This is a genomic window from Variovorax sp. J31P207, from assembly GCF_030316965.1.
Classification (GTDB): Bacteria; Pseudomonadota; Gammaproteobacteria; order Burkholderiales; family Burkholderiaceae_C; genus Variovorax; species Variovorax ginsengisoli_B.
Genome location: NZ_JASZYN010000004.1, coordinates 363,690 through 382,863 on the forward strand (window position 1 = coordinate 363,690; position 19,174 = coordinate 382,863).

The window sequence follows — 19,174 nt, forward strand, 5'->3', positions numbered from 1 at the left end:
CGGCAATCGCGTGCTACCCCGCCAGCCCCACGAACACGTTCTGCACGTCGTCGTTCGCATCGATGGCGGCCAGGAAGGCTTCGACCTCTTCGAGGTGCTCGGCGCTCAGGCTCGCCGGATCGATCGGGTTCTTGGCCTTGTAGCCGAGCTTGGCCGACAGCACCGTGAAGCCCTGGGCCGGCAGCGCGCGGCTGACCAGGTCCAGGTCCGCCGGACTGGTCAGGAACACAGTGACGCCTTCCTCGCCCGGCTCGAAGTCCTGGGCCCCGGCCTCGATGGCCGCGAGCTCAGGGTCGGCACCGGCCTGCCGGGCTTCGGCCTCGATCATCCCCAGGTGGTCGAAATCCCAGGCGACCGAGCCCGAAGCACCCAACTGCCCCTTGCGGAACAGCACCCGCATCTCGGGCGCGGTGCGGTTGACGTTGTCGGTCAGACATTCGACCATCACCGGCACCCGGTGCGGTGCGAAGCCTTCGTAGATCACGTGATCGAAATGCACCGACTCGCCGGTCAGTCCGGCGCCCTTCTTGATGGCACGCTCGAGCGTGTCCTTGGGCATCGAGACCTTGCGGGCCTGCTCGACCACCAGCCGCAGCCGGGCGTTCGACCCCGGATCGGCCCCGCTGCGCGCGGCGATCATGATTTCTTTCGCGAGCTTGCCGAACAGGCGGCCCTTGGCGTTGGCCGCCAGGTCCTTGTGCTTGGCTTTCCATTGCGCGCCCATGTGTTGTGTCCTTGAAGTTCGGCTTTGCCGCGGGTACAGGATTTTGCCGCAAGGCCAAGGCACGACGGCCGCTACCGGCCTTGCGCCGGCCACACCGCCGGATCGCTCCCCGGCGGCACCGAAGGCCGCGTCCACCCCGCTGGCGTCCGCGCCAACTGCGCGCTGTGCCTCAACCCGCACAACTCGCCGAAGCCCGAGGCCGAGGTCTCCAGGTACGGCGTCCGATCGGGCACCGCCACGCCGAGACCGCCTTCGATCCGCCCCAACCCGCGCAGCCAGCGCCCGGTCTGCGCCAGCGACACCTGCACGTGCCAGCTGCCGCCCTCGCGCTGCTGGCGCCACAGCGCCGCCGCCGCGCCCATCGCGATCAGGTAGCCGGTGGCCTCGTCGAGGATCTGCATCGGCAGCGGCCGGGGCTTGCCGTCGCCGGCGGCCTCGCCCTCGGCGTGGTTGAAGCCCATGGCCGTCTGGACCAGCGAATCGAAGCCGCGCCGCCCGGCCCAGGGTCCGCGCGTGCCGTAGGCCGAGAGCGAGACGTGGACGATGCCGGGCCGGATGCGCGAGGTGTCTTCAGGCCCGAAGCCGAGCGCCGCGAGCCCGCCCGGGCGATAGCCCTGCACGAACACATGCGCGTCGGCCAGCAGGCGCGTCAGCGTCTCCTTGCCTTCGGCGGTCTGGAGGTCGACATGCGCCGACAGCTTGCCGCGGCTGGTGTCAGCGATGGCCTCGATGTTCGGCAGCTTCGGCGAGTTGACCAGCATCACGTCGGCGCCATAGGCCGCCAGCGCGCGACCGCCCACCGGGCCGGCCAGGATGCGCGTGAGGTCGAGCACGCGCAGGCCGGCCAGCGGGCGCTGGTCTTTTGCCAGCGGCGGCAGCGACTGCGGCGATGCATCGTCGATGCGTTCGATGGTGAACAGCGGCTGATCGGCCAGCGCCCTGCCCTGCGGGGTCGCATCCCACTCTTCGAAGCGGCGCAGCGCGGTCGCGACCAGGCCTTGCGCGGCCGCGGCTTCTTCGAAATCGACCGCCTTCCAGCCCCGCATCGCGGCTTCGGCATCGGCGCGCTGCGCGCGCTGCGGGTCCAGCCCCAGCAGCCGCATCGCGCCTTCGCGATGGTGCGCGAAGTTGGCATGGATGCGCACCCAGCCATCCGAGCTGCGATAGAGGCCCGAGAAGGCATCCCAGAGCTCGGGCACCCGGCCGTCGAGGCTGAACCACCCGGTGCATTCGAGCGCCGCATGCCGCATGTCGACGCTCACCGCCTGGCGCGCGACACCGCGCTGGTGGCCGAGTTCGCAGGCCGCCAGTGCCGCCGCCGCGATGCTGCTCTGCGCCGCGGTGCCAACCGCAAAGGACGAAGGCAGCACCGGATCGGCGCCCGGGAGCTGCACCTGCGACAGCGCCTCCTCGGGCAGTCCGGCCTGCAGCCAAATGCTGCGCAGGGCATCGAAGGCGTTCATGGCGCGGCCTTTCATCGGGTCGTTACTGCAGCAGTTCGAATCCCTGCTCGCGCACGCTCTGCGAGTCGAACCCGATCTGCACGTTGAAGCGGCCAGGCTCCGCAACGCGGCGCAGCTGGGCATTGAAGAACTTGAGCTTGTCCTCGTCGACCGTGAAGCGCACCTGGCGCTCCTCGCCGGGCTGCAGCATGAGCTTGCGGAAATCCCTCAGCTCCTTGACCGGACGGACCACCGACGCGGCCACGTCCTGGATGTAGAGCTGCACCACGGTCTCGCCCGCGCGCTGACCCGTGTTCTTGACGGTCACGATCGCTTCCACCTTGCCGTTGCGCGCCATGGTCGGGCTCGACAGCGTGACGTCCGACAGCGTGAAGTCGGTGTAGCTCAGGCCATAGCCGAACGGATACAACGGGCCGGTGATCTCCTCGTAGTACTGCGAGGTGTAGTTGCCCGGCTTGCCTTCCGTGAAGGGGCGGCCCAGCCGCGGATGGTTGTAGTAGGTCGGGATCTGCCCGACCGAGCGCGGGAACGAGATCGGCAGCTTGCCCGCCGGGTTGTAGTCGCCGTAGAGCACGTCGGCGATCGCGTTGCCGCCCTCGGTGCCGGTGTACCAGGTCTCGAGGATCGCGTCGGCCTCCTGCTGCTCGCGCACCAGTGCCAGCGGGCGGCCGTTCATGAGCACCAGCACCAGCGGCTTGCCGGTGGCCTTGAGCGCGGTGATCAGGTCGCGCTGGCTCTGCGGCAGGTCCAGGCTGGTGCGGCTCGACGACTCGTGCGACATGCCGCGCGCCTCGCCGACCGCGGCCACGACCACATCGGCCTGCTGCGCGGCCTTCACCGCCTCGTCGATCATCTCGGCCGGCGTGCGCGGGTCCTGCGTCACCTCGGGCGTGTCCCAGTTGAGGAAGTTGAGGTACTTGACGACGCCCTCGTCGTTGGTGATGTTGGCGCCGCGCGCATAGATCACGCGGCCCTTGCCGTCCTTCGCGACCGCGGCGTTCAGGCCCGCGCGCAAGGTGATCGCGTTCTTCGAATAGCCCGCCGCCGACCAGCTGCCGAGCATGTCGATCGGCGCGTCGGCCAGCGGGCCGACCAGCGCGATGGCGGCCGAGCGCGCCAGCGGCAGCGTGCGGTTGCGGTTCTCGAGCAGCACCATCGATTTGCGCGCCACCTCGCGCGCGGCCGGACGGCTCAGGCGGCTGTCGGCATTGAGGTCCGGCGGATCGTCCTTGGCCACGCCGATGCGCAGGTACGGGTCGCGGAACAGGCCCATGTCGTACTTGGCGCCCAGCACCTCGCGCACCGCGTTGTCGATCGCCTTCATGCTCACCTCGCCGGACTTGACCAGGCCCGGCAGCTCCTTCAGGTAGACCGAATCGGCCATGCTGAGGTCGATGCCGTTGTTGATCGCGAGCTTGGCGGCCTCGCGCTCGTCCTTGGCCACGCCATGGCGGATCAGCTCGATGATGGCGCCGTGGTCGCTCACCGCCACGCCCTTGAAACCCCAGTCCTTGCGCAGCAGGTCCTGCATCAGCCAGGTGTTGGAGGTGGCGGGCACGCCGTTGATCGAGTTGAGCGCCACCATCACGCCGCCGGAACCGGCATCGATCGCCGCGCGGTACGGCGGCAGGTAGTCCTGGTACATCCGCATCGGGCTCATGTCGACCGTGTTGTAGTCGCGCCCGCCTTCCACCGCGCCGTACAGCGCGAAGTGCTTCACGGCCGTCATGATGCGGCCGGCGGGCACCGGCAAGGTGCCGCCCTGGAAGCCCTTGACCGCCGCCTTGGCGATCTCGGACACCAGGTAGGGGTCTTCGCCGAAGCCCTCCGAGGTGCGGCCCCAGCGCGGGTCGCGCGCGATGTCGACCATCGGCGCGAAGGTCAAGTCGATCGAGTCGGCGCTGGCTTCGCGGGCAGCGGTGCGCGCCATCACGTCGACCGCGCCCAGGTCCCAGCTCGACGCCAGCCCGAGGCCGATCGGAAAGGTGGTGCGATGCCCGTGGATCACGTCGTAGGCGTAGAACATCGGGATCTTCAGCCGGCTCTTCATGGCCGCGTCCTGCAGCCGGCGGTTGTCGGGGCGGTTGACCGAATTGAAGGTGCCGCCGACCCGGCCGGCCGCGATCTCGTCGGCCAGCTGCGCGATCGGCATCTCGGGGCCGATGCTGATCAACCGGAGCTGGCCGATCTTTTCGTCCAGCGTCATTCTTGAAATGAGGTCGGCGACCAAGGCCGTCTTGTTTTTCGGTGCGGCGGGCTGCGCCTGGGAGAAGGCCAGCGGGCTGGCCAGTCCGGCCGCCAGGGCCAGCACAAACGACATCTTCATTCAGTCTCTTTCATGGATTCGGCGCCGCGTGCGGCGATGCGTCTCGCGCACGGCCCTCTCTCGAGGGGAAAGGCTTGTCTAGCCCTGGATGCTAAGCTAAGCCGATATTTGTCGACCCGGACAGATCCGAGATACGACAGGAAGTTTCCATAAGTTGATTTCCATGATTGCTCACGCCGCCCGCCGCCGGGGCCCGAAGCCCGCGCTGCTTTCCCTGGCCTCCGCCGCCATGCTGCTCTGGGCCTGCCAGGCCCAGGCCTTCTCGCTCGACGACGTCACGGCGCAGGCACGCACCCTGATGAACAAGCCCTACGTGGCGCCGGTGAACAACCTGCCGCCGGCTTTCAGCGACATGCAGTTCGCCGACTACCAGAAGATGCAGCCGCGCGCCGACCGCTTCGAATGGAAGGACCTGGACACGCCGTTCCGGCTGAACTTCTACCACCAGGGCATGCAGTTCAATTCGGCGGTGCGGATCAACGAGATCACCGCCGACGGCGTGCAGGAGATCAAGTACGACCCCGACCGCTTCGACTTCGGCGGCCTCGCCTTCGACCGCGGCGCAACCCAGGCATTGGGCTACGCCGGCTTCCGGGTGCTCTACCCGATCAACCAGCCCGACAAGCTCGACGAGATCGTGAGCTTCCTCGGCGCCAGCTATTTCCGCGTGATCGGCAAGGGCCAGGTGTACGGGCTGTCGAGCCGCGGGCTGGCGATCGACACCGCGCCGCCGGGCGGCGAGGAGTTTCCCAACTTCCGCGAATTCTGGATCCAGCGGCCGGCGCCGCAGGACCGCCAGCTGGTGATCTACGCGCTGCTCGACTCGCCGCGCGCCACCGGCGCCTACCAGTTCATCGTGACGCCCGCGGGCAAGGACGCGGTGGTCGACGTGCAGGCCAACATCTTCGTGCGCGGCGACATCAAGACGCTGGGCATCGCGCCATTGACCAGCATGTTCCTCTACGGACCGAACCAGCAGTCGGACCTCAAGCGCGGCTTCAGGCCCGCGATCCATGATTCGAACGGCCTCGCGCTGCGCACCGGCAGCGGCGAATGGCTCTGGCGGCCGCTCAACAACCCGCGCCAGCTCGCGATCAGCTCTTTCGAGGTCGAGAATCCGAAGGGCTTCGGCCTGCTGCAGCGCGGCCGCGAATTCTCGCGCTACGAAGACCTCAAGGATCGCTACGACCTGCGCCCGAGCGCCTGGATCGAGCCGCAGGGCCAATGGGGCAAGGGCCGGGTCACGCTGATGGAAATCCCGACGCCGGACGAGACCAACGACAACATCGTGGCCTTCTGGACGCCCGACGCGCCCACTCGGCGCGGCCAGATGCTGCAGTTCGCCTACCGCATGCACTGGACCACCGACGAGCCGGCGCTGCACGATGCCGCCAACGCCTGGGTCCGCCAGACCTTCCACACCGACAGCGAGCAGCTGCAGGCCAACCTGATCCGCAAGCTCGACGGCAACAGCGCCTTCCTGATCGACTTCGAAGGCCCGGCGCTGGCCAGCCTGCCGGCCGGCACCGAGGTCAAGCCGCGGGTCAGCGTGGGCGACAACGCCGATCTGATCGACGTCGGCATCGAGCGCAACCCGGCGACCAAGGGCTGGCGCGTATCGCTGCGGGTGCGCGTGAAGAACCCGGCCCTGCCGGTCGAGATGCGGGCCGCCCTGGTGCAGGGCGACCAGCCGATCAGCGAGACCTGGAGCTACCAGCTGCCGCCGAATCCGCCGCCGGCGGCAGCAGCGCCGCCAGCGCCCGCGGCGACGCCCTGAGCGGCTCGCGGCCTCAGGCCAGCAGCTTCGCGCCGGTCTTGGCCTGGAGGGCGTCGAAGCTCACGCCGGGCGCGAGCTCGACCACCTTGAGGCCTTCGGGCGTGACGTCCATCACGGCCAGGTCGGTGATGATGCGGTCGACCACGCCGACACCGGTCAGCGGCAGGCTGCACTTCTCGAGGATCTTGAGGTCCTCGGTGCCGTCCTTCTTGCGGGCGACGTGTTCCATCAGGATGATCACGCGCTTGACGCCGGCCACCAGGTCCATGGCGCCGCCCATGCCCTTGACCATCTTGCCCGGGATCATCCAGTTGGCGAGGTCACCCTTCTCGCTGACCTGCATGGCGCCGAGGATCGACAGGTTGATCTTGCCGCCGCGGATCATCGCGAAGCTGTCGTGGCTGCCGAAGATGGCCGAGCCCGGCAAGGTGGTCACGGTCTGCTTGCCGGCGTTGATCAGGTCGGCGTCGACCTGGTCTTCGGTCGGAAAGGGTCCGATGCCGAGCATGCCGTTCTCGCTCTGCAGCCAGACTTCCTTGTCGCCGACGAAGTTCGCGACCAGGGTCGGGATGCCGATGCCGAGGTTGACGTAGAAGCCGTCTTCGAGTTCTTCTGCCGCGCGTGCGGCCATCTGGTCCTGGGTCCAGGGCATGTCAGGCTCCTTTGGTGTTCTTGATGGGGGCTGGCACCTCGACGCCGGCGGCCGCTTGCGCGATCGCGGCCTGGGCCTCGACCTTGGCGGCGGCGGCATCGACCGAGGCGCTCACGGTGCGCTTCTCGATGCGCTTCTCGGGCGTGGCGTTGAGCACGATGCGGTGCACGTAGATGCCCGGCAGGTGGATGTCGTCGGGCGCCAGCTCGCCGACCTCGACGATCTTCTCGACCTCGACGATGCAGATCTTGCCGGCCATCGCGGCGGCCGGGTTGAAGTTGCGCGCCGTCAGGCGGAAGCGCAGGTTGCCCGACTTGTCGGCGACGTCGGCCTTGACCAGCGCCACGTCGGGCACCAGTGAGCGTTCCATGACGTAGGTCTCGCCGTCGAACTCGCGCAGCTCCTTGCCTTCGGCGACCTGGGTGCCGACGCCGGTCTTGGTGAAGAAGGCCGGGATGCCGGCGCCGCCGGCGCGCAGCTTCTCGGCCAGCGTGCCCTGCGGCGTGAATTCGAGCTCGAGTTCGCCGGCCAGGTACTGGCGCTCGAACTCCTTGTTCTCGCCGACATAGCTGGCGACCATTTTCTTGATCTGCCGGGTCTCGAGCAGCCTGCCGAGGCCGAAGCCGTCGACGCCGGCGTTGTTCGAGATGCAGGTCAGGTTCTTGACGCCCGAGTCGTGCAGCGCGTCGATCAGCGCCTCGGGGATGCCGCACAGGCCGAAGCCGCCGACGGCAAGGGTCTGGCCGTCGGCCACGACGCCTTTGAGCGCCGCGTCGGCGGAGGGATAGATCTTGTTCGCCATGGTTCCTCGCTGGGTGATGGGGATGGGGGTTGAATCGGGTCGAAATCCGAACCCGGACGATACTACGTACTGGCATACGTAGTATTTCGTAATGGACACACCCGACACCGCGCTCGCCGCCATCGACTACCGGCTCGCCTTCGAGCAGGCGCCGGTCGGCATGGTGCTGTCGCGCCATCGGATCATCGTCGACTGCAACCTGCGCCTGTGCGAGATGTTCGGTGCCACGCGCGATGCGCTGGTCGGACAGTCGTTTCGCGTCCTGTACCCGAGCGTCGTCGAATTCGAGCGCATCGGCAAGCGCATGGAGCCGATTCTGAACGCCAGCGGCCGCTATGCGGACAACCGCATGATGAAGCGCCTGGGCGGCCTGCACGGTGCCTTTGCGGGCGAAACCTTCTGGTGCCACGTGAGCGGCCAGGCGCTGAACCGCGAGGCGCCGCACGAGGCCGGCATCTGGACCTTCGAGGACCTGGGCTCGCGGCGGGCCGCCAAGGCCGACCTGACGCCGCGCGAGCGCGAGGTCGCGGCGCAGCTGATGAAGGGGCTGACCTCGAAGGAGATCGGCCGGGTGCTGGCGATCAGCCACCGCACGGTCGAGATCCACCGCGCCCGGCTGATGCGCAAGTACACCGCGGCGACCACGGCCGAACTGGTGCAGAAATTGATCGCTGGCTAGCATCGGCGCCACACGATGAATCCGTACCACGACCCCGGCAAGTCGCACCACCGCCCCAACGGCTTCCAGAACAACTACCTCGAGTTCGAGCCCAAGAGCCTGTCCGAGCTGCTGCGCTGGCGCCGCGAGGCGGCGCGACTGCGCCTGCCGCCGCCGCCGCGGGCAGCGACGCCGCGCGTCGCGCCCGAACTGGACTGGCTGCGTGCCAACGCACTCGCTGGTGCCGAGATGCAACCGGCCGTCACCTGGATCGGCCACGCGACGGCGATGGTCCAGATGGGCGGACTGACCCTGCTGACCGATCCGATGTTTTCACAGCGCGCCTCCCCGCTGCCGCTGCTCGGCCCGCGGCGCCATGCGGCCCCGGGGCTGGCGGTGGCCGAGCTGCCGCACGTCGACCTGGTCCTGGTCTCGCACAACCACTACGACCACCTCGACGCGGCCTCCGTGGCGGCGCTCAACCGGCAGCCGGGCGGCCCGCCGCTGTTCGTCGTGCCGCTGGGCCTCAAGGATTGGCTGGCGGCGCGCGGCATCACGCGCTCGATCGAACTCGACTGGTGGGACCGCCAGCGACTCGAAGGCCCGCGGGGCCCGGTCGAAGTGGCCCTGGTGCCGGCCCAGCACTGGTCCTCGCGCAGCCCGCGCGACGCCATGGCCACTCTGTGGGGCGGCTTCGCCGTGCTGGCGCCCGACTGCCACCTGCTGTTCACGGGCGACACCGGCTACTCGCGCGACTTCGGCGACATCCGCCAGCACTTCAGCGACCGGCAGACCGTGGCCCAAGGCGGCGGCTTCGATCTGGCGCTGATCCCGATCGGCGCCTATGCGCCGCGCTGGTTCATGCGCGACCAGCACGTGGATGTGGGAGAAGCCTTGCGGATCCACGCCGACCTCGGCGCCAAGCGCTCGCTCGGGATCCACTGGGGCGTGTTCCAGCTGACCGACGAGGCGCTCGACGAGCCGCCGCGCAAGCTGGCGGAACTGCGCGAGCTCAGAGGGCTGGCGGAAGAGGAATTCTTCGTCACCGCGATCGGCGAGACGCGCCGGCTGCCGTCGCGCCGCGCGTTCAACCCGCTTTCCGAAACGTGAGGTTGATGCGCGAGGCGCCGAGCATCGGGTGCTCGCCCTCCTTCAGCGGCAGCACGCCGTGGAAACTGAGCCGGGCCGGCCCTCCCCACACCACGACGTCGCCGTGGGCCAGCGGCACGCGCCGCGGCCGCTCGCTGCGGGTCGGACCGCCGAACTGGAACACCGCAGGCAGGCCAAGCGACACGGAGACGATCGGCTGCCCCAGATCGCGCTCGTTGCGGTCCTGGTGCAGCGACAGGCGGGTGCCGGGCAGGTAGCGATTGACGAGGCAGGCATCGGGCACGAAGCCCTCGAAGCCGGCCTCCGCCGCCGCCTGCGCCGCCAGCGCGGCAAAGGCGGCCGGCATCGACGGCCAGGGCCGCCCGCTGTCGGGATCGATCGGGTCATAGCGGTAGCCGGTGCGATCGCTGACCCAGCCCAGCGCACCGCAGTTGCTCATCGCGACCGACATCGTGAAGCCGCCCGGGGTCACGAGATGGCGAAACGGCGCCTGCGCGGTCACGGCCTGCACGGCCGCGAGCAGGGCCGCATCGTGCCGACATGCAAAGCGCCGCAGCACGACCGCGCCGGGCGCCAGCGGCTCCAGCGAAGGCGCATCGGGTTCGAACAGGTCCAGGGTCATTCAGGTGGCGTCGTGAAAGATGATGCCGAGCGTGTGCCGGCGGCCGGACCTCACGAGGCTCACGCCGTGGCGCAGGTTGACCCGATAGGCGCCGCGCGTGCCCTGCACCGGGCGGTGATGCACCGCGATCACCGCGGCGTCGCCCTGCCGCAGCGGCAGCACCATCGGCCGCGACTGCATGCGCGGGCGCTGCTCGGTCATGACGAATTCTCCACCGGAGAAATCGCGCTCCGGCTCGGACAGCAACACCACCATCTGCAGCGGAAAGACCTGCTCGCCGTAGAGGTCCTGATGCAGGCAGTTGTAGTCGCCGGGGCCGTATTGCAGGAGCAGAGGTGTTGGCTTGCATTGCCCCGCCGCATGGCAGCGGGCGATGAACTCGGCATGCTGCGGCGGATAGCGCACATCGACGCCCATGGCCTCGTTCCAGCGGTTGGCGATCGGCGCCAGCCGCGGGTAGACCGATTCGCGCAGTCCCGCGACCAGGCCCGGCAACGGATGGTCGAAGTACTTGTACTCACCGCGTCCGAAGCCGTGGCGCTCCATCACGACCCGGCTGCGAAACGGGCCCGCCCCGGCGTAGAGCGCGGCCATCGATCGGCACTGCCCGGGCGTCAGCAGGGCCTTGATGACGGCATGGCCCTGTTCGTCGAGGTCGCTTGCGACCTGCGCCCAGTCGACCGTGTCGATGTCGCGTGCGCTCACTGGGAAACCTCCGTGCTTCGCACTGCGGTGCGAGCCCCCTTCGGAACGGCCGGGCGGGGGCTCACGAGTGTTCCGCCTCTCGTTGCAGCAGCGCGCTCTTGCGCTCCACGCCCCAGCGATAGCCCGAGAGGCCGCCGTCGCTGCGCACCACGCGGTGGCACGGGATCGCCACCGCCAGCGCGTTGGCGCCGCAGGCCTGGGCCACGGCGCGCACCGACTTCGGCGCGCCGATGCGCTCGGCGATCTGGCTGTAGCTCGCGGTCGCGCCGGCCGGGATCTCGCGGAGCGCCCGCCACACGCGCAGCTGGAAGGCCGTGCCGCGCAGGTCCAGCGGCAGGTCGAGCCCGAGCGCCGGCGCCTCGACGAAGCCGACCACCCGGGCCACCAGCGCCTCGAAGGCCGGGTCGCCGCCGATCAGCCGGGCCTTCGGGAAGCGGTCCTGCAGATCGCGCGCCAGCGCATCGGGATCGTCCCCGAGCGCGATCGCGCAGACGCCCCGCGCGCTCTGCGCCACCAGGATGGCACCGAGCGCGCAGGCGCCGATGGCGAAGCGGATCTCGGTGTCGGCACCGCCGGCACGCCAGGCCGTGGGCGTCATGCCGAGCGTCCGGTCGGCATCCTCGTAGAAGCGGCCGTTGGAGTTGTAGCCGGCGTCGTAGATGGCGCTGGTGACCGAGTCGCTGCGGCCCAGCGACTCGCGGACGCGGTGGGCGCGGTGCGCGGCCGCGTAGGCCTTCGGCGTCAGCCCCGTCACCGCCTTGAAAAGCCGCTGCACGTGCGATGCGCTCAGGCCGGCCCGCTCGGCCAGTTCGTCGAGTGTGGGGGCCTGCTCGGCGCCTTCGATGAAGCGGCACAGATCGGCGACTTGCACCGCCTGCCGCTCGGCGCGCGCCGGCTGGTCGGGTTGGCAGCGCATGCAGGGCCGGAAGCCCGCCCGTTCGGCCTCGGCCGGGGTGGCGTGGAAGTCGACGTTCTCGGGCCGCGCGGGACGGGCGCCGCACGAAGGCCGGCAGTAGACGCCGGTGGTCCGCACCGAATAGACGAAGCGGCCATCGGCGGCCGGATCGCGCGCGGCCACCGCCGCCCAGCGCGGATCGCTCGCCGTCGCGAGGGCCCGCATCTCGTTGGTGTTGCTCATGTTCATCTCTGTCCTCGGCATGTTGTGGATCGGTGCCACCACTGTAGGAAAGGCCGCTGCGCCGCGCACTCCGTGTCTTGCTTTCGAATTCGACTGTAGGACCAGGTCGCTCCTGCGGCGTCATCAGCCTTCGGCCTACGGAGCGCCGCCGGCGCCGTCGCTAGATTGAGCCCACATGATGGATCGTCGCTCACTTCTGGTCGCGGGTGGGGCCTCGCTGGCCCTGGCTTCTCTCGGCCTGCCCGCGGGCGCGCAGGCGGCCGCCGGCCTCCGCTTCAGTCCGCCCTCGCCCTTCTCTTTCGAACGCCTTGTTGCATTGTCGAAGTCGCTGGCCGCCAAGCCCCGGGTCCCCGATGCCTCGCTGCCGGCCGACGTGCTGCAGCGCATCGACTACGACGCCCAGGGAAAGATCCGTTTCGACACCCGCAACGCGCTGTTCCGGGACGGTCCCGGCGCGTTTCCCGTGACCTTCTTCCACCTGGGACGCCTGGCCCCGGTGCCGGTCCACATGTACCTGCTCGAGGATGCCCGCGGCGACGGCTTCGCGCGCGAGATCCTCTACGACCCGGCGCTGTTCACGATGCCCGCCGACAGTCCGGCCAGGCAGTTGCCCGCCGGCGCCGGCTTCGCGGGCTTCCGCCTGCAGGAGAGCCGGCTCGGCGACCAGGCCGGGCGGCCCTGGCAGGACAACGACTGGGTGGCTTTCCAGGGCGCCTCCTACTTTCGCGCCATCGGCGAGCTCTACCAGTACGGGCTGTCGGCGCGCGGCATCGCCCTCGATGCGGCCGTGCCCGACCGGCCGGAGGAGTTCCCCGACTTCACGCGCTTCTACTTCGAGCCGCCCACCGCGGGCTCGGACGGCATGACGGTCTACGCACTGCTCGAAGGGCCCAGCATCACCGGCGCCTACAAGTTCCTGCTGCGGCGCGGCAAGGGCGTGTTGATGGACGTCGAATGTCGGCTGTTCCTGCGCCGCGATGTCGAGCGCTTCGGCCTGGCGCCGCTGACCTCGATGTACTGGTACTCCGAAACGGCAAAGCCGACCGGCATCGACTGGCGACCCGAGGTGCACGACTCCGACGGTTTGGCGATGTGGAACGGCGCCGGCGAACGCATCTGGCGGCCGCTCAACAACCCGACCCAGACCCGTGCCTCGACCTTCACCGACAACAGTCCCAAGGGCTTCGGCCTGCTGCAGCGCGACCGCAGCTTCGACCACTACCAGGACGGTGTCCAGTACGAGAAGCGGCCGAGCCTGTGGGTCGAGCCGCTCGGTGCCTGGGGCGAAGGCGAAGTGCAGCTGATCGAGATTGCGACCGACGACGAGATCCACGACAACGTGCTGGCCTGCTGGGTGCCCAAGGCGCCGGCCAGCGCAGGCTCGAGCGTGACGCTCAAGTACCGCCTCCACTGGAGCGCCGTGGAGCCCTTCCCCTCGCCCCTGGCCCGCTGCATCGCCACCCGCATGGGCCGCGGCGGCCAGCCGGGGCGGCCGCGGCCGGCGGGGGTGCGCAAGTTCATGGTGGAGTTCATCGGCAAGCCGCTGGAATCGCTGCCCTCCGGGGTCAAGCCCGAACTGGTGCTGACCGCGGCGCGCGGCAAGTTCTCGTACGTCTTCGCGGAAGCCGTTCCGAACGGCGTTGCTGGACATTGGCGGGCGCAGTTCGATTTCACGCCGGAGGGCGGCGAGGCGGTCGACATGCGCCTGTTCCTGAAGAACGGGGAACAGACTTTGTCGGAGACCTGGCTGTATCAGTTTCAGCCGGGTTGAAAGGCACGGAGATCTGGTCGCTGGTGGGGCCCCGGCATGCGGTGCGGGCCATCCCGACGTCTCCAACGCCGATGCAACCCTAACGTGTCAGCGGTGGCGGGCGGTATGCCCTGGGCCGGCCGTTGAGGCACCGCCGAGCAGCGCAGCGGTGCGCGGGAAAAGGGCCGCGCGTGTTTGAGTGGAGCGCAGCGGAGCGAGTTTGCGCGGACCCCGCGTACCGCGAGCAGCGCAGGGAAGCCCGAAGGGCCGGTGACGTCGGCCGGCCCAGGGCATACCGCCCGCCGCCGCCGCCCACCGCCGTCAAACGTCAAACGTCAAGCGTCAAACGCCAAAGCGTCCCCGCCCTACTTCCCCTTCACAGCAATCAACTCGATCTCGAAGTTCAAGGTCGCATTCGGCGGAATCACCCCGCCCGCCCCGCGCGTGCCGTAGGCGATGCCCGGTGGGCAGGTCAGCTTGGCCTTGCCGCCGACCTTCATCAATTGGACGCCCTCGGTCCAGCACGGGATCACGCCGTTGAGCGGGAACTCGGTCGGCTCGCCGCGCTTGTAGGAGCTGTCGAACTCCTTGCCGTCGGGGAAGGTGCCGCGGTAGTGCACCTTGACAACGTCGGTCGCGGCCGGCGAGGCGCCCTTGCCGTCGACCAGCGACTGGAACACCAGCCCGCTGGGCTTGGTGACCGGCGCCGACTGCGCGAAGGCGCTCGGCAAGACGAACAACGAAACGACGGCGGCACAAAGAACTGATCGCACGGCAAACCCTTGGTTGATTGGACGAAGAGCCTCATTATTGCCGGGTGGCGCCGGCCTGGCACCGCTCTTGCACATCGTCGCCGCCACCCATCGACTCTCTGCTCGCACCATGCGCTATCGCACCACGATCGACTCCCAGGTCTTCGACTTCGACGACCTGAGGCAGGTCATGGCCTTTGCCAGCCCCGCACGTTCGGGCGACTACCTGGCGGGCATCGGCGCCGCCACAGCGCAGCAACGCATGGCCGCGCGCCACGTGCTGGCCGAGACGCCGCTGAAGCAATTCCTGACGGAGGCGCTGATCCCCTACGAGGCCGACAACATCACTCGCTTGATCATCGACGGCCACGATGCCGCGGCCTTCGCGCCCGTAGCGCACCTGACGGTCGGCGACTTCCGCAACTGGCTGCTGTCCGACCGCGCCGACACCACGGCATTGAGTGCGCTGGCGCCCGGCCTGACGCCCGAGATGGTGGCCGCGGCCTCCAAGCTCATGCGCAACCAGGACCTGGTCGCAGTGGCCCGCAAATGCAGCGTGGTCACGCGCTTCAGGGACACCATCGGCCTGCCCGGCCACCTCTCGGTGCGGCTGCAGCCCAACCACCCGACCGACGACCTGCGCGGCGTCGCCGCCTCCACGCTCGACGGTCTGCTGATGGGCGCCGGCGATGCCGTGATCGGGCTCAACCCGGCGTCCGACAGCATGCCGGTCCTCGGCGAGCTGCTGCGGCTGCTCGACGAAGTCATCCAGCGCTTCGAGATCCCGACCCAGAGCTGCGTGCTGACCCATGTCACCAACACGCTCAAGCTGGCCGAATCCGGGGCGCCGATCGACCTGGTGTTCCAGTCGATCGGCGGCACCGAGCAGACCAACCTGTCCTTCGGCGTCACGCCCGAGTTGCTCGACGAGGCCCATGCCGCGGCGCAGTCGCTGCAGCGCGGCACCGTCGGGCGCAACTGCATGTACTTCGAGACCGGCCAGGGCAGCGCGCTGTCGGCCAACGCCAGCTTCGGCGTCGACCAGCAGACCTGCGAGGCACGCGCCTACGCGCTGGCCCGCCGCTACCAGCCCCTGCTGATCAACACCGTGGTCGGCTTCATCGGGCCCGAGTACCTGTACGACGGCAAGCAGATCATCCGCGCCGGCCTCGAGGATCACTTCTGCGGCAAGCTCCTCGGCCTGCCGATCGGCTGCGACATCTGCTACACCAACCACGCCGAGGCCGATCAGGACGACATGGACACGCTGCTGGTGCTGCTCGGCACGGCCGGCATCAACTTCATCATGGGCGTGCCGGGTGCCGACGACGTCATGCTCAACTACCAAAGCACTTCCTTCCACGACGCGCTGTTCCTGCGCCAGACCCTGGGCCTCAAGCGGGCGCCCGAGTTCGAGGCCTGGCTGCAACGCATGCAGATCAGCGACGCCGCGGGCCGGCTCCATCCGCCCTCGTCCAATCGCCTGCTCGCCGACATGGGCGCCCTCGCGGCACTCGCCCGATGAACGACATCGTCACCGCCAGCCCCTGGGGCGCCTGGCGCAGCGCCACCCCGGCGCGGCTCGCGCTCGGCCGCGCCGGCGCCGGCATGCCGACCGACGAGGTGCTGCGCTTCGGCTGGGCGCATGCGATGGCGCGCGACGCAATCCACGCCGCGCTCGACGTGCCGGCGCTCGAGTCCGCCCTGCGCGACGGTGGATGGGCCGTGGCCCAGGCTCGCAGCCGCGCCCCCGACCGCACCGCCTACCTGCGCCGCCCCGACCTCGGCCGCCAGCTCGACGCCAGCGACGCCGAGCGGCTGCACGCCGCCGCCGGACCGCCGGCCGACCTCTGCATCGTGGTGGGCGATGGCCTGTCCTCGCTGGCGGTGGCGCGCCATGCCGTCCCGCTGCTGGCCGCGCTGCGCGCCCATCTGCCGGCCGGGCTGACGCTGACGCCGGTGGTGGTCGCGACCCAGGCCCGGGTCGCCCTGGCGGACGAGATCGGCGAGGCCTTCGGCGCGCGGCTGTCGGTCATGCTGATCGGCGAACGCCCGGGGCTGAGCTCGCCCGACAGCCTCGGGATCTACATCACGCACGCGCCGCGCCGTGGCCGCCACGACGCCGAACGCAACTGCATCTCGAACGTGCGGCCCGAAGGGCTGGCCTACGCAACGGCCGCCTTCAAGCTCGGCTGGCTGCTGCGCGAAGCCCTGCGCCGGGGACTCACCGGCGTCGCGCTGAAGGACGACAGCGAGCTCCATCTCCCCTCCTCCCTATGATGATCGGGAACAAGGAACCCAGGAGACGCCCATGACCGACCGCTATCCCCTCGCCGAGCTCAAGGACCTGCCCGACGACATCCGCGCCGCGGTGCTCGCAGTCCAGGAGAAGGCCGGCTTCGTGCCCAACGTGTTCCTCGGGCTGGCGCGCCGCCCGGCCGAGTGGCGGGCCTTCTTCGCCTACCACGACGCCCTCATGCTGAAGGAGGAAGGCTCGCTCACCAAGGGCGATCGCGAGATGATCGTCACCGCCACGAGTGCGGTCAACAAGTGCCTCTATTGCGTGGTGGCCCACGGCGCGCTGCTGCGCGTCTACGAGAAGAAGCCGCTGGTGGCGGACCAGGTGGCAGTCAACTGGCGCCGCGCCGACATCACGCCGCGCCAGCGCGCGATGCTCGAGTTCGCGATGAAAGTCTGCGAGCGTTCGCACGAGATCGACGACAGCGATTTCGCGCCGCTGCACGCCCACGGCTTCGACGACGAGGACATCTGGGACATCGCCGCCATCACCGCCTTCTTCGGCCTCTCGAACCGAATGGCGAGCTTCAGCGGCATGCAGCCTAACCCGGAGTTCTTCCTGATGGGCCGACTGCCGCGCGAGAAGAAGTAGCCACCGCATCGCGCCCGCGGCACGACGCCAGCGCATCGAGCGCGGGCAGGTAGGTCGGCGTCTTGACATCCATCAGTCCGAGCACCGTGTGATAGAGGTTGTCGTGCGTGAGCGGCGTGTCCAGCCCCGCCGACATGCAGCTGACGGACAGTTGCCGGCGGGCCGTCATGCCTTCGCCGAACCAGGCCACCATCGGCACGTGCTTCTGCACCTCCGGCGCGAAACCGTAGGGCACGCCGTGCAGGAACAGGCCGTACTCGCCGAGCGATTCGCCGTGGTCGCTCAGGTAGAGCAGTGCCGGATCGAACTTCGCCGACTGGCCCTGGAGCCAGTCGATGGTCTTGCCCAGGAAGCGGTCGGTGTAGGCGATCGAGTTGTCGTAGCCGTTCAGCAGCTCGGAGTGGCTGCACTCGGCCAGCGCATTGCTCCGGCATTCGGGCAGGAAGCGCTTGGCATCCGGCGACGAGCGTTTGAAGTACGAGGGGCCATGACTGCCCATCTGGTGCATCACGAGCACCACGCCCTTGGCTCGGCGCTCGGCGGGCAGTGCGGCCAGGCGCTGGTCCAGGCCCCTGAGCATGACGTCGTCCAGGCACTCGTCGCCGTCGCACAACGCGCTCTTGACGCCGGCGTCGAGCGGGTCGAAGGCCGAGGCGTGGGGAATGCGATCACACACGCCCTTGCAGCCGCCGGCCTGGTTGTCGAGCCAGAACACCGCCAGGCCCGAGGCCTGCAGCACGTCCATCAGATTCTCGTAGTCGTCCTTGCGCCCCTCGAAGGCCTGCTTGCTCAGCGGCGAAAACATGCACGGCACGGAGGCCAGGGTGTTGGTGCCGCAGGAATGCACGTCGCGCCAGCTCAGCACCTTGCGCGCCGCGAGCTGCGGCGTGGTGTCGCGCGCATAGCCGTTGAGGCCGAAGTGGTCGGAGCGTGCGGTCTCGCCCACCACCAGCACGAACAACGGCGGCCTGGCCTGTCCGGCATAGCTGGCGCCCAAGGCCGCGCCGCCGCTCATCGGAATCAGGCGGCGGTTGTGCTTGAAGACCGGTCCGAACGTCACCGACCCCGCGGAATACAGGCTCGCCAGCGGATTCATCATGTAGCGCAGGTTCGCGTTGTTGCGCATCAGCGGCGCCAGTTGCCGGTTCATGGCCATCGCACCGCCCGCGGCCAGCACCGCCACGGCCAGCAGCAGCACGCCATTGCGCCAGGCCTGCGAGACCAGGCGCTGCGGTGCCAGGCGGAGGCGCCAGAGCGCCCAGCCCGGCAGCGCAGCGACCAGGATCACATTGAGCAGCAGGCGCCAGCTCACCAGGTCGCGCACCTCGTTGGCGTCGGTCTGCATGGCGTTGGCCAGCATGCTCGGGTCCATCACGACGCGGTAGCTCAGCATGTAGTGCTGGACCACCGCCGCCAGCACGACGACGCCGAACCAGACCGGCTTCATCCAGCGCGACCAGGCGGTGAACGACAGCAACGCCACGGTGCCGCACACCGTGAGCAGCAGCATCGATGCGATCGAGGGCAGGTACACGCTGGGTGCGCCGCCGATGCGCGCGAGCTCGATCCACAGCGGCCAGTTGGCCACCAAGGCGAGATAGAGGCTCAGCCAGACGACGACGCGACGCGCCGTGCGGGGACGTGCCAGCCAGGCGTCGACGGCCTGCCAGCGCGAACGCAGCGCGCCCACGGGCGCGGGAACGAGCGGGTCGTCGACCGCGGGGTCGCTGTGCGGCAGCGCAACGGAAGACGAATTGGAACCAAGCATCGGTGGAGACTACGGAGCCGGACTGAAACCTCCCTGA

17 protein-coding genes are annotated in these 19,174 nt (G+C 69.3%); 7 read left to right on the forward strand and 10 right to left on the reverse strand.

Annotated elements, in window-relative coordinates:
* Positions 1-13 precede the first annotated feature (13 nt).
* The 3 genes from QTI68_RS16305 to bglX all read right to left on the reverse strand — a co-directional run bounded on the left by QTI68_RS16305 (position 14) and on the right by bglX (position 4,507).
* A complete protein-coding gene (locus tag QTI68_RS16305; protein WP_286522707.1) occupies positions 14-724 on the reverse strand; it encodes a YebC/PmpR family DNA-binding transcriptional regulator in 711 nt (236 codons plus the stop codon).
* A gap of 71 nt (positions 725-795) precedes the next feature.
* Positions 796-2,187, reverse strand: coding sequence for a CoA transferase (locus QTI68_RS16310; protein WP_286522709.1), 1,392 nt, complete (start codon positions 2,185-2,187; stop codon positions 796-798).
* Between the two features lie 22 nt (positions 2,188-2,209).
* On the reverse strand, positions 2,210-4,507 hold the full coding sequence (bglX, locus tag QTI68_RS16315; protein ID WP_286523185.1) for a beta-glucosidase BglX: 2,298 nt from the start codon (positions 4,505-4,507) through the stop codon (positions 2,210-2,212).
* 169 nt (positions 4,508-4,676) lie between these two features.
* Here bglX and QTI68_RS16320 point away from each other — a divergent pair, with 169 nt between their 5' ends.
* Positions 4,677-6,290, forward strand: a complete 1,614-nt coding sequence (locus tag QTI68_RS16320) for a glucan biosynthesis protein G (RefSeq protein WP_286522711.1) — start codon at positions 4,677-4,679, stop codon at positions 6,288-6,290.
* Between the two features lie 13 nt (positions 6,291-6,303).
* Here QTI68_RS16320 and QTI68_RS16325 read toward each other — a convergent pair whose 3' ends face one another.
* Both QTI68_RS16325 and QTI68_RS16330 read right to left on the reverse strand, forming a co-directional pair.
* Positions 6,304-6,942 carry a 3-oxoacid CoA-transferase subunit B gene (locus tag QTI68_RS16325; RefSeq protein WP_286522712.1) on the reverse strand — a complete coding sequence of 213 codons (639 nt, stop codon included), beginning with the start codon at positions 6,940-6,942 and terminating at the stop codon, positions 6,304-6,306.
* A gap of 1 nt (position 6,943) precedes the next feature.
* Complete coding sequence (locus QTI68_RS16330) at positions 6,944-7,744, reverse strand: CoA transferase subunit A (protein ID WP_286522713.1); 801 nt, start codon at positions 7,742-7,744, stop codon at positions 6,944-6,946.
* A 91-nt stretch (positions 7,745-7,835) separates the two neighbouring features.
* Between QTI68_RS16330 and QTI68_RS16335 the strand changes: the two genes are divergently transcribed.
* Both QTI68_RS16335 and QTI68_RS16340 read left to right on the forward strand, forming a co-directional pair.
* Entirely contained in the window at positions 7,836-8,423 is a 588-nt protein-coding gene (locus QTI68_RS16335; protein ID WP_286522714.1) for a PAS and helix-turn-helix domain-containing protein, read from the forward strand.
* Positions 8,424-8,438: 15 nt separating this feature from the next.
* Complete coding sequence (locus tag QTI68_RS16340) at positions 8,439-9,512, forward strand: MBL fold metallo-hydrolase (RefSeq protein WP_286522716.1); 1,074 nt, start codon at positions 8,439-8,441, stop codon at positions 9,510-9,512.
* Here QTI68_RS16340 and alkB read toward each other — a convergent pair.
* The 3 genes from alkB to ada form a co-directional block, all read right to left on the reverse strand.
* Positions 9,490-10,134 carry a DNA oxidative demethylase AlkB gene (gene alkB, locus QTI68_RS16345; protein WP_286522719.1) on the reverse strand — a complete coding sequence of 215 codons (645 nt, stop codon included), beginning with the start codon at positions 10,132-10,134 and terminating at the stop codon, positions 9,490-9,492. The genes QTI68_RS16340 and alkB overlap by 23 nt on opposite strands.
* Positions 10,135-10,839 carry a 2OG-Fe(II) oxygenase gene (locus QTI68_RS16350; RefSeq protein WP_286522721.1) on the reverse strand — a complete coding sequence of 235 codons (705 nt, stop codon included), beginning with the start codon at positions 10,837-10,839 and terminating at the stop codon, positions 10,135-10,137. It lies immediately after the preceding gene.
* A gap of 61 nt (positions 10,840-10,900) precedes the next feature.
* Complete coding sequence (gene ada / locus QTI68_RS16355) at positions 10,901-11,983, reverse strand: bifunctional DNA-binding transcriptional regulator/O6-methylguanine-DNA methyltransferase Ada (RefSeq protein ID WP_286522723.1); 1,083 nt, start codon at positions 11,981-11,983, stop codon at positions 10,901-10,903.
* 169 nt (positions 11,984-12,152) lie between these two features.
* On the opposite strand from ada, the gene QTI68_RS16360 reads away from it, so the two are divergent.
* The gene (locus tag QTI68_RS16360) at positions 12,153-13,748 is read left to right on the forward strand and encodes an OpgD/OpgG family glucan biosynthesis protein (protein WP_286522724.1); all 1,596 of its coding nucleotides are present in this window, start codon (positions 12,153-12,155) and stop codon (positions 13,746-13,748) included.
* A 344-nt stretch (positions 13,749-14,092) separates the two neighbouring features.
* Here QTI68_RS16360 and QTI68_RS16365 read toward each other — a convergent pair whose 3' ends face one another.
* Complete coding sequence (locus QTI68_RS16365; protein WP_286522726.1) at positions 14,093-14,500, reverse strand: FKBP-type peptidyl-prolyl cis-trans isomerase; 408 nt, start codon at positions 14,498-14,500, stop codon at positions 14,093-14,095.
* A 109-nt stretch (positions 14,501-14,609) separates the two neighbouring features.
* On the opposite strand from QTI68_RS16365, the gene QTI68_RS16370 reads away from it, so the two are divergent.
* Genes QTI68_RS16370 through QTI68_RS16380 form a run of 3 tightly spaced genes read left to right on the forward strand, consistent with a single transcriptional unit; the run spans position 14,610 to position 17,369 of the window.
* Complete coding sequence (locus QTI68_RS16370; RefSeq protein ID WP_286523186.1) at positions 14,610-16,004, forward strand: ethanolamine ammonia-lyase subunit EutB; 1,395 nt, start codon at positions 14,610-14,612, stop codon at positions 16,002-16,004.
* Positions 16,001-16,759, forward strand: coding sequence for an ethanolamine ammonia-lyase subunit EutC (eutC, locus tag QTI68_RS16375; RefSeq protein ID WP_286522728.1), 759 nt, complete (start codon positions 16,001-16,003; stop codon positions 16,757-16,759). Before QTI68_RS16370 ends, eutC begins: the two co-directional genes overlap by 4 nt.
* 31 nt (positions 16,760-16,790) lie before the next feature.
* On the forward strand, positions 16,791-17,369 hold the full coding sequence (locus tag QTI68_RS16380; protein ID WP_286522730.1) for a peroxidase-related enzyme: 579 nt from the start codon (positions 16,791-16,793) through the stop codon (positions 17,367-17,369).
* Here QTI68_RS16380 and QTI68_RS16385 read toward each other — a convergent pair.
* Positions 17,320-19,137 (reverse strand): phosphoethanolamine transferase, encoded by a 1,818-nt coding sequence (locus QTI68_RS16385; RefSeq protein ID WP_286522732.1) that lies wholly within the window; start codon positions 19,135-19,137, stop codon positions 17,320-17,322. The genes QTI68_RS16380 and QTI68_RS16385 overlap by 50 nt on opposite strands.
* Positions 19,138-19,174: the final 37 nt, after the last annotated feature.

Bases quoted from the DNA above. Each gene is read 5' to 3' on its own strand.
- ada (WP_286522723.1), bottom strand. From the start codon at position 11,983: ATGAACATGAGCAACACCAACGAGATGCGGGCCCTCGCGACGGCGAGC.
- QTI68_RS16320 (WP_286522711.1), top strand. From the start codon at position 4,677: ATGATTGCTCACGCCGCCCGCCGCCGGGGCCCGAAGCCCGCGCTGCTT.
- QTI68_RS16310 (WP_286522709.1), bottom strand. From the start codon at position 2,187: ATGAACGCCTTCGATGCCCTGCGCAGCATTTGGCTGCAGGCCGGACTG.
- QTI68_RS16340 (WP_286522716.1), top strand. From the start codon at position 8,439: ATGAATCCGTACCACGACCCCGGCAAGTCGCACCACCGCCCCAACGGC.
- QTI68_RS16330 (WP_286522713.1), bottom strand. From the start codon at position 7,744: ATGGCGAACAAGATCTATCCCTCCGCCGACGCGGCGCTCAAAGGCGTC.
- bglX (WP_286523185.1), bottom strand. From the start codon at position 4,507: ATGTCGTTTGTGCTGGCCCTGGCGGCCGGACTGGCCAGCCCGCTGGCC.
- QTI68_RS16385 (WP_286522732.1), bottom strand. From the start codon at position 19,137: ATGCTTGGTTCCAATTCGTCTTCCGTTGCGCTGCCGCACAGCGACCCC.
- QTI68_RS16325 (WP_286522712.1), bottom strand. From the start codon at position 6,942: ATGCCCTGGACCCAGGACCAGATGGCCGCACGCGCGGCAGAAGAACTC.
- eutC (WP_286522728.1), top strand. From the start codon at position 16,001: ATGAACGACATCGTCACCGCCAGCCCCTGGGGCGCCTGGCGCAGCGCC.
- QTI68_RS16305 (WP_286522707.1), bottom strand. From the start codon at position 724: ATGGGCGCGCAATGGAAAGCCAAGCACAAGGACCTGGCGGCCAACGCC.
- QTI68_RS16335 (WP_286522714.1), top strand. From the start codon at position 7,836: ATGGACACACCCGACACCGCGCTCGCCGCCATCGACTACCGGCTCGCC.
- QTI68_RS16370 (WP_286523186.1), top strand. From the start codon at position 14,610: ATGCGCTATCGCACCACGATCGACTCCCAGGTCTTCGACTTCGACGAC.
- QTI68_RS16380 (WP_286522730.1), top strand. From the start codon at position 16,791: ATGACCGACCGCTATCCCCTCGCCGAGCTCAAGGACCTGCCCGACGAC.
- QTI68_RS16360 (WP_286522724.1), top strand. From the start codon at position 12,153: ATGATGGATCGTCGCTCACTTCTGGTCGCGGGTGGGGCCTCGCTGGCC.
- alkB (WP_286522719.1), bottom strand. From the start codon at position 10,134: ATGACCCTGGACCTGTTCGAACCCGATGCGCCTTCGCTGGAGCCGCTG.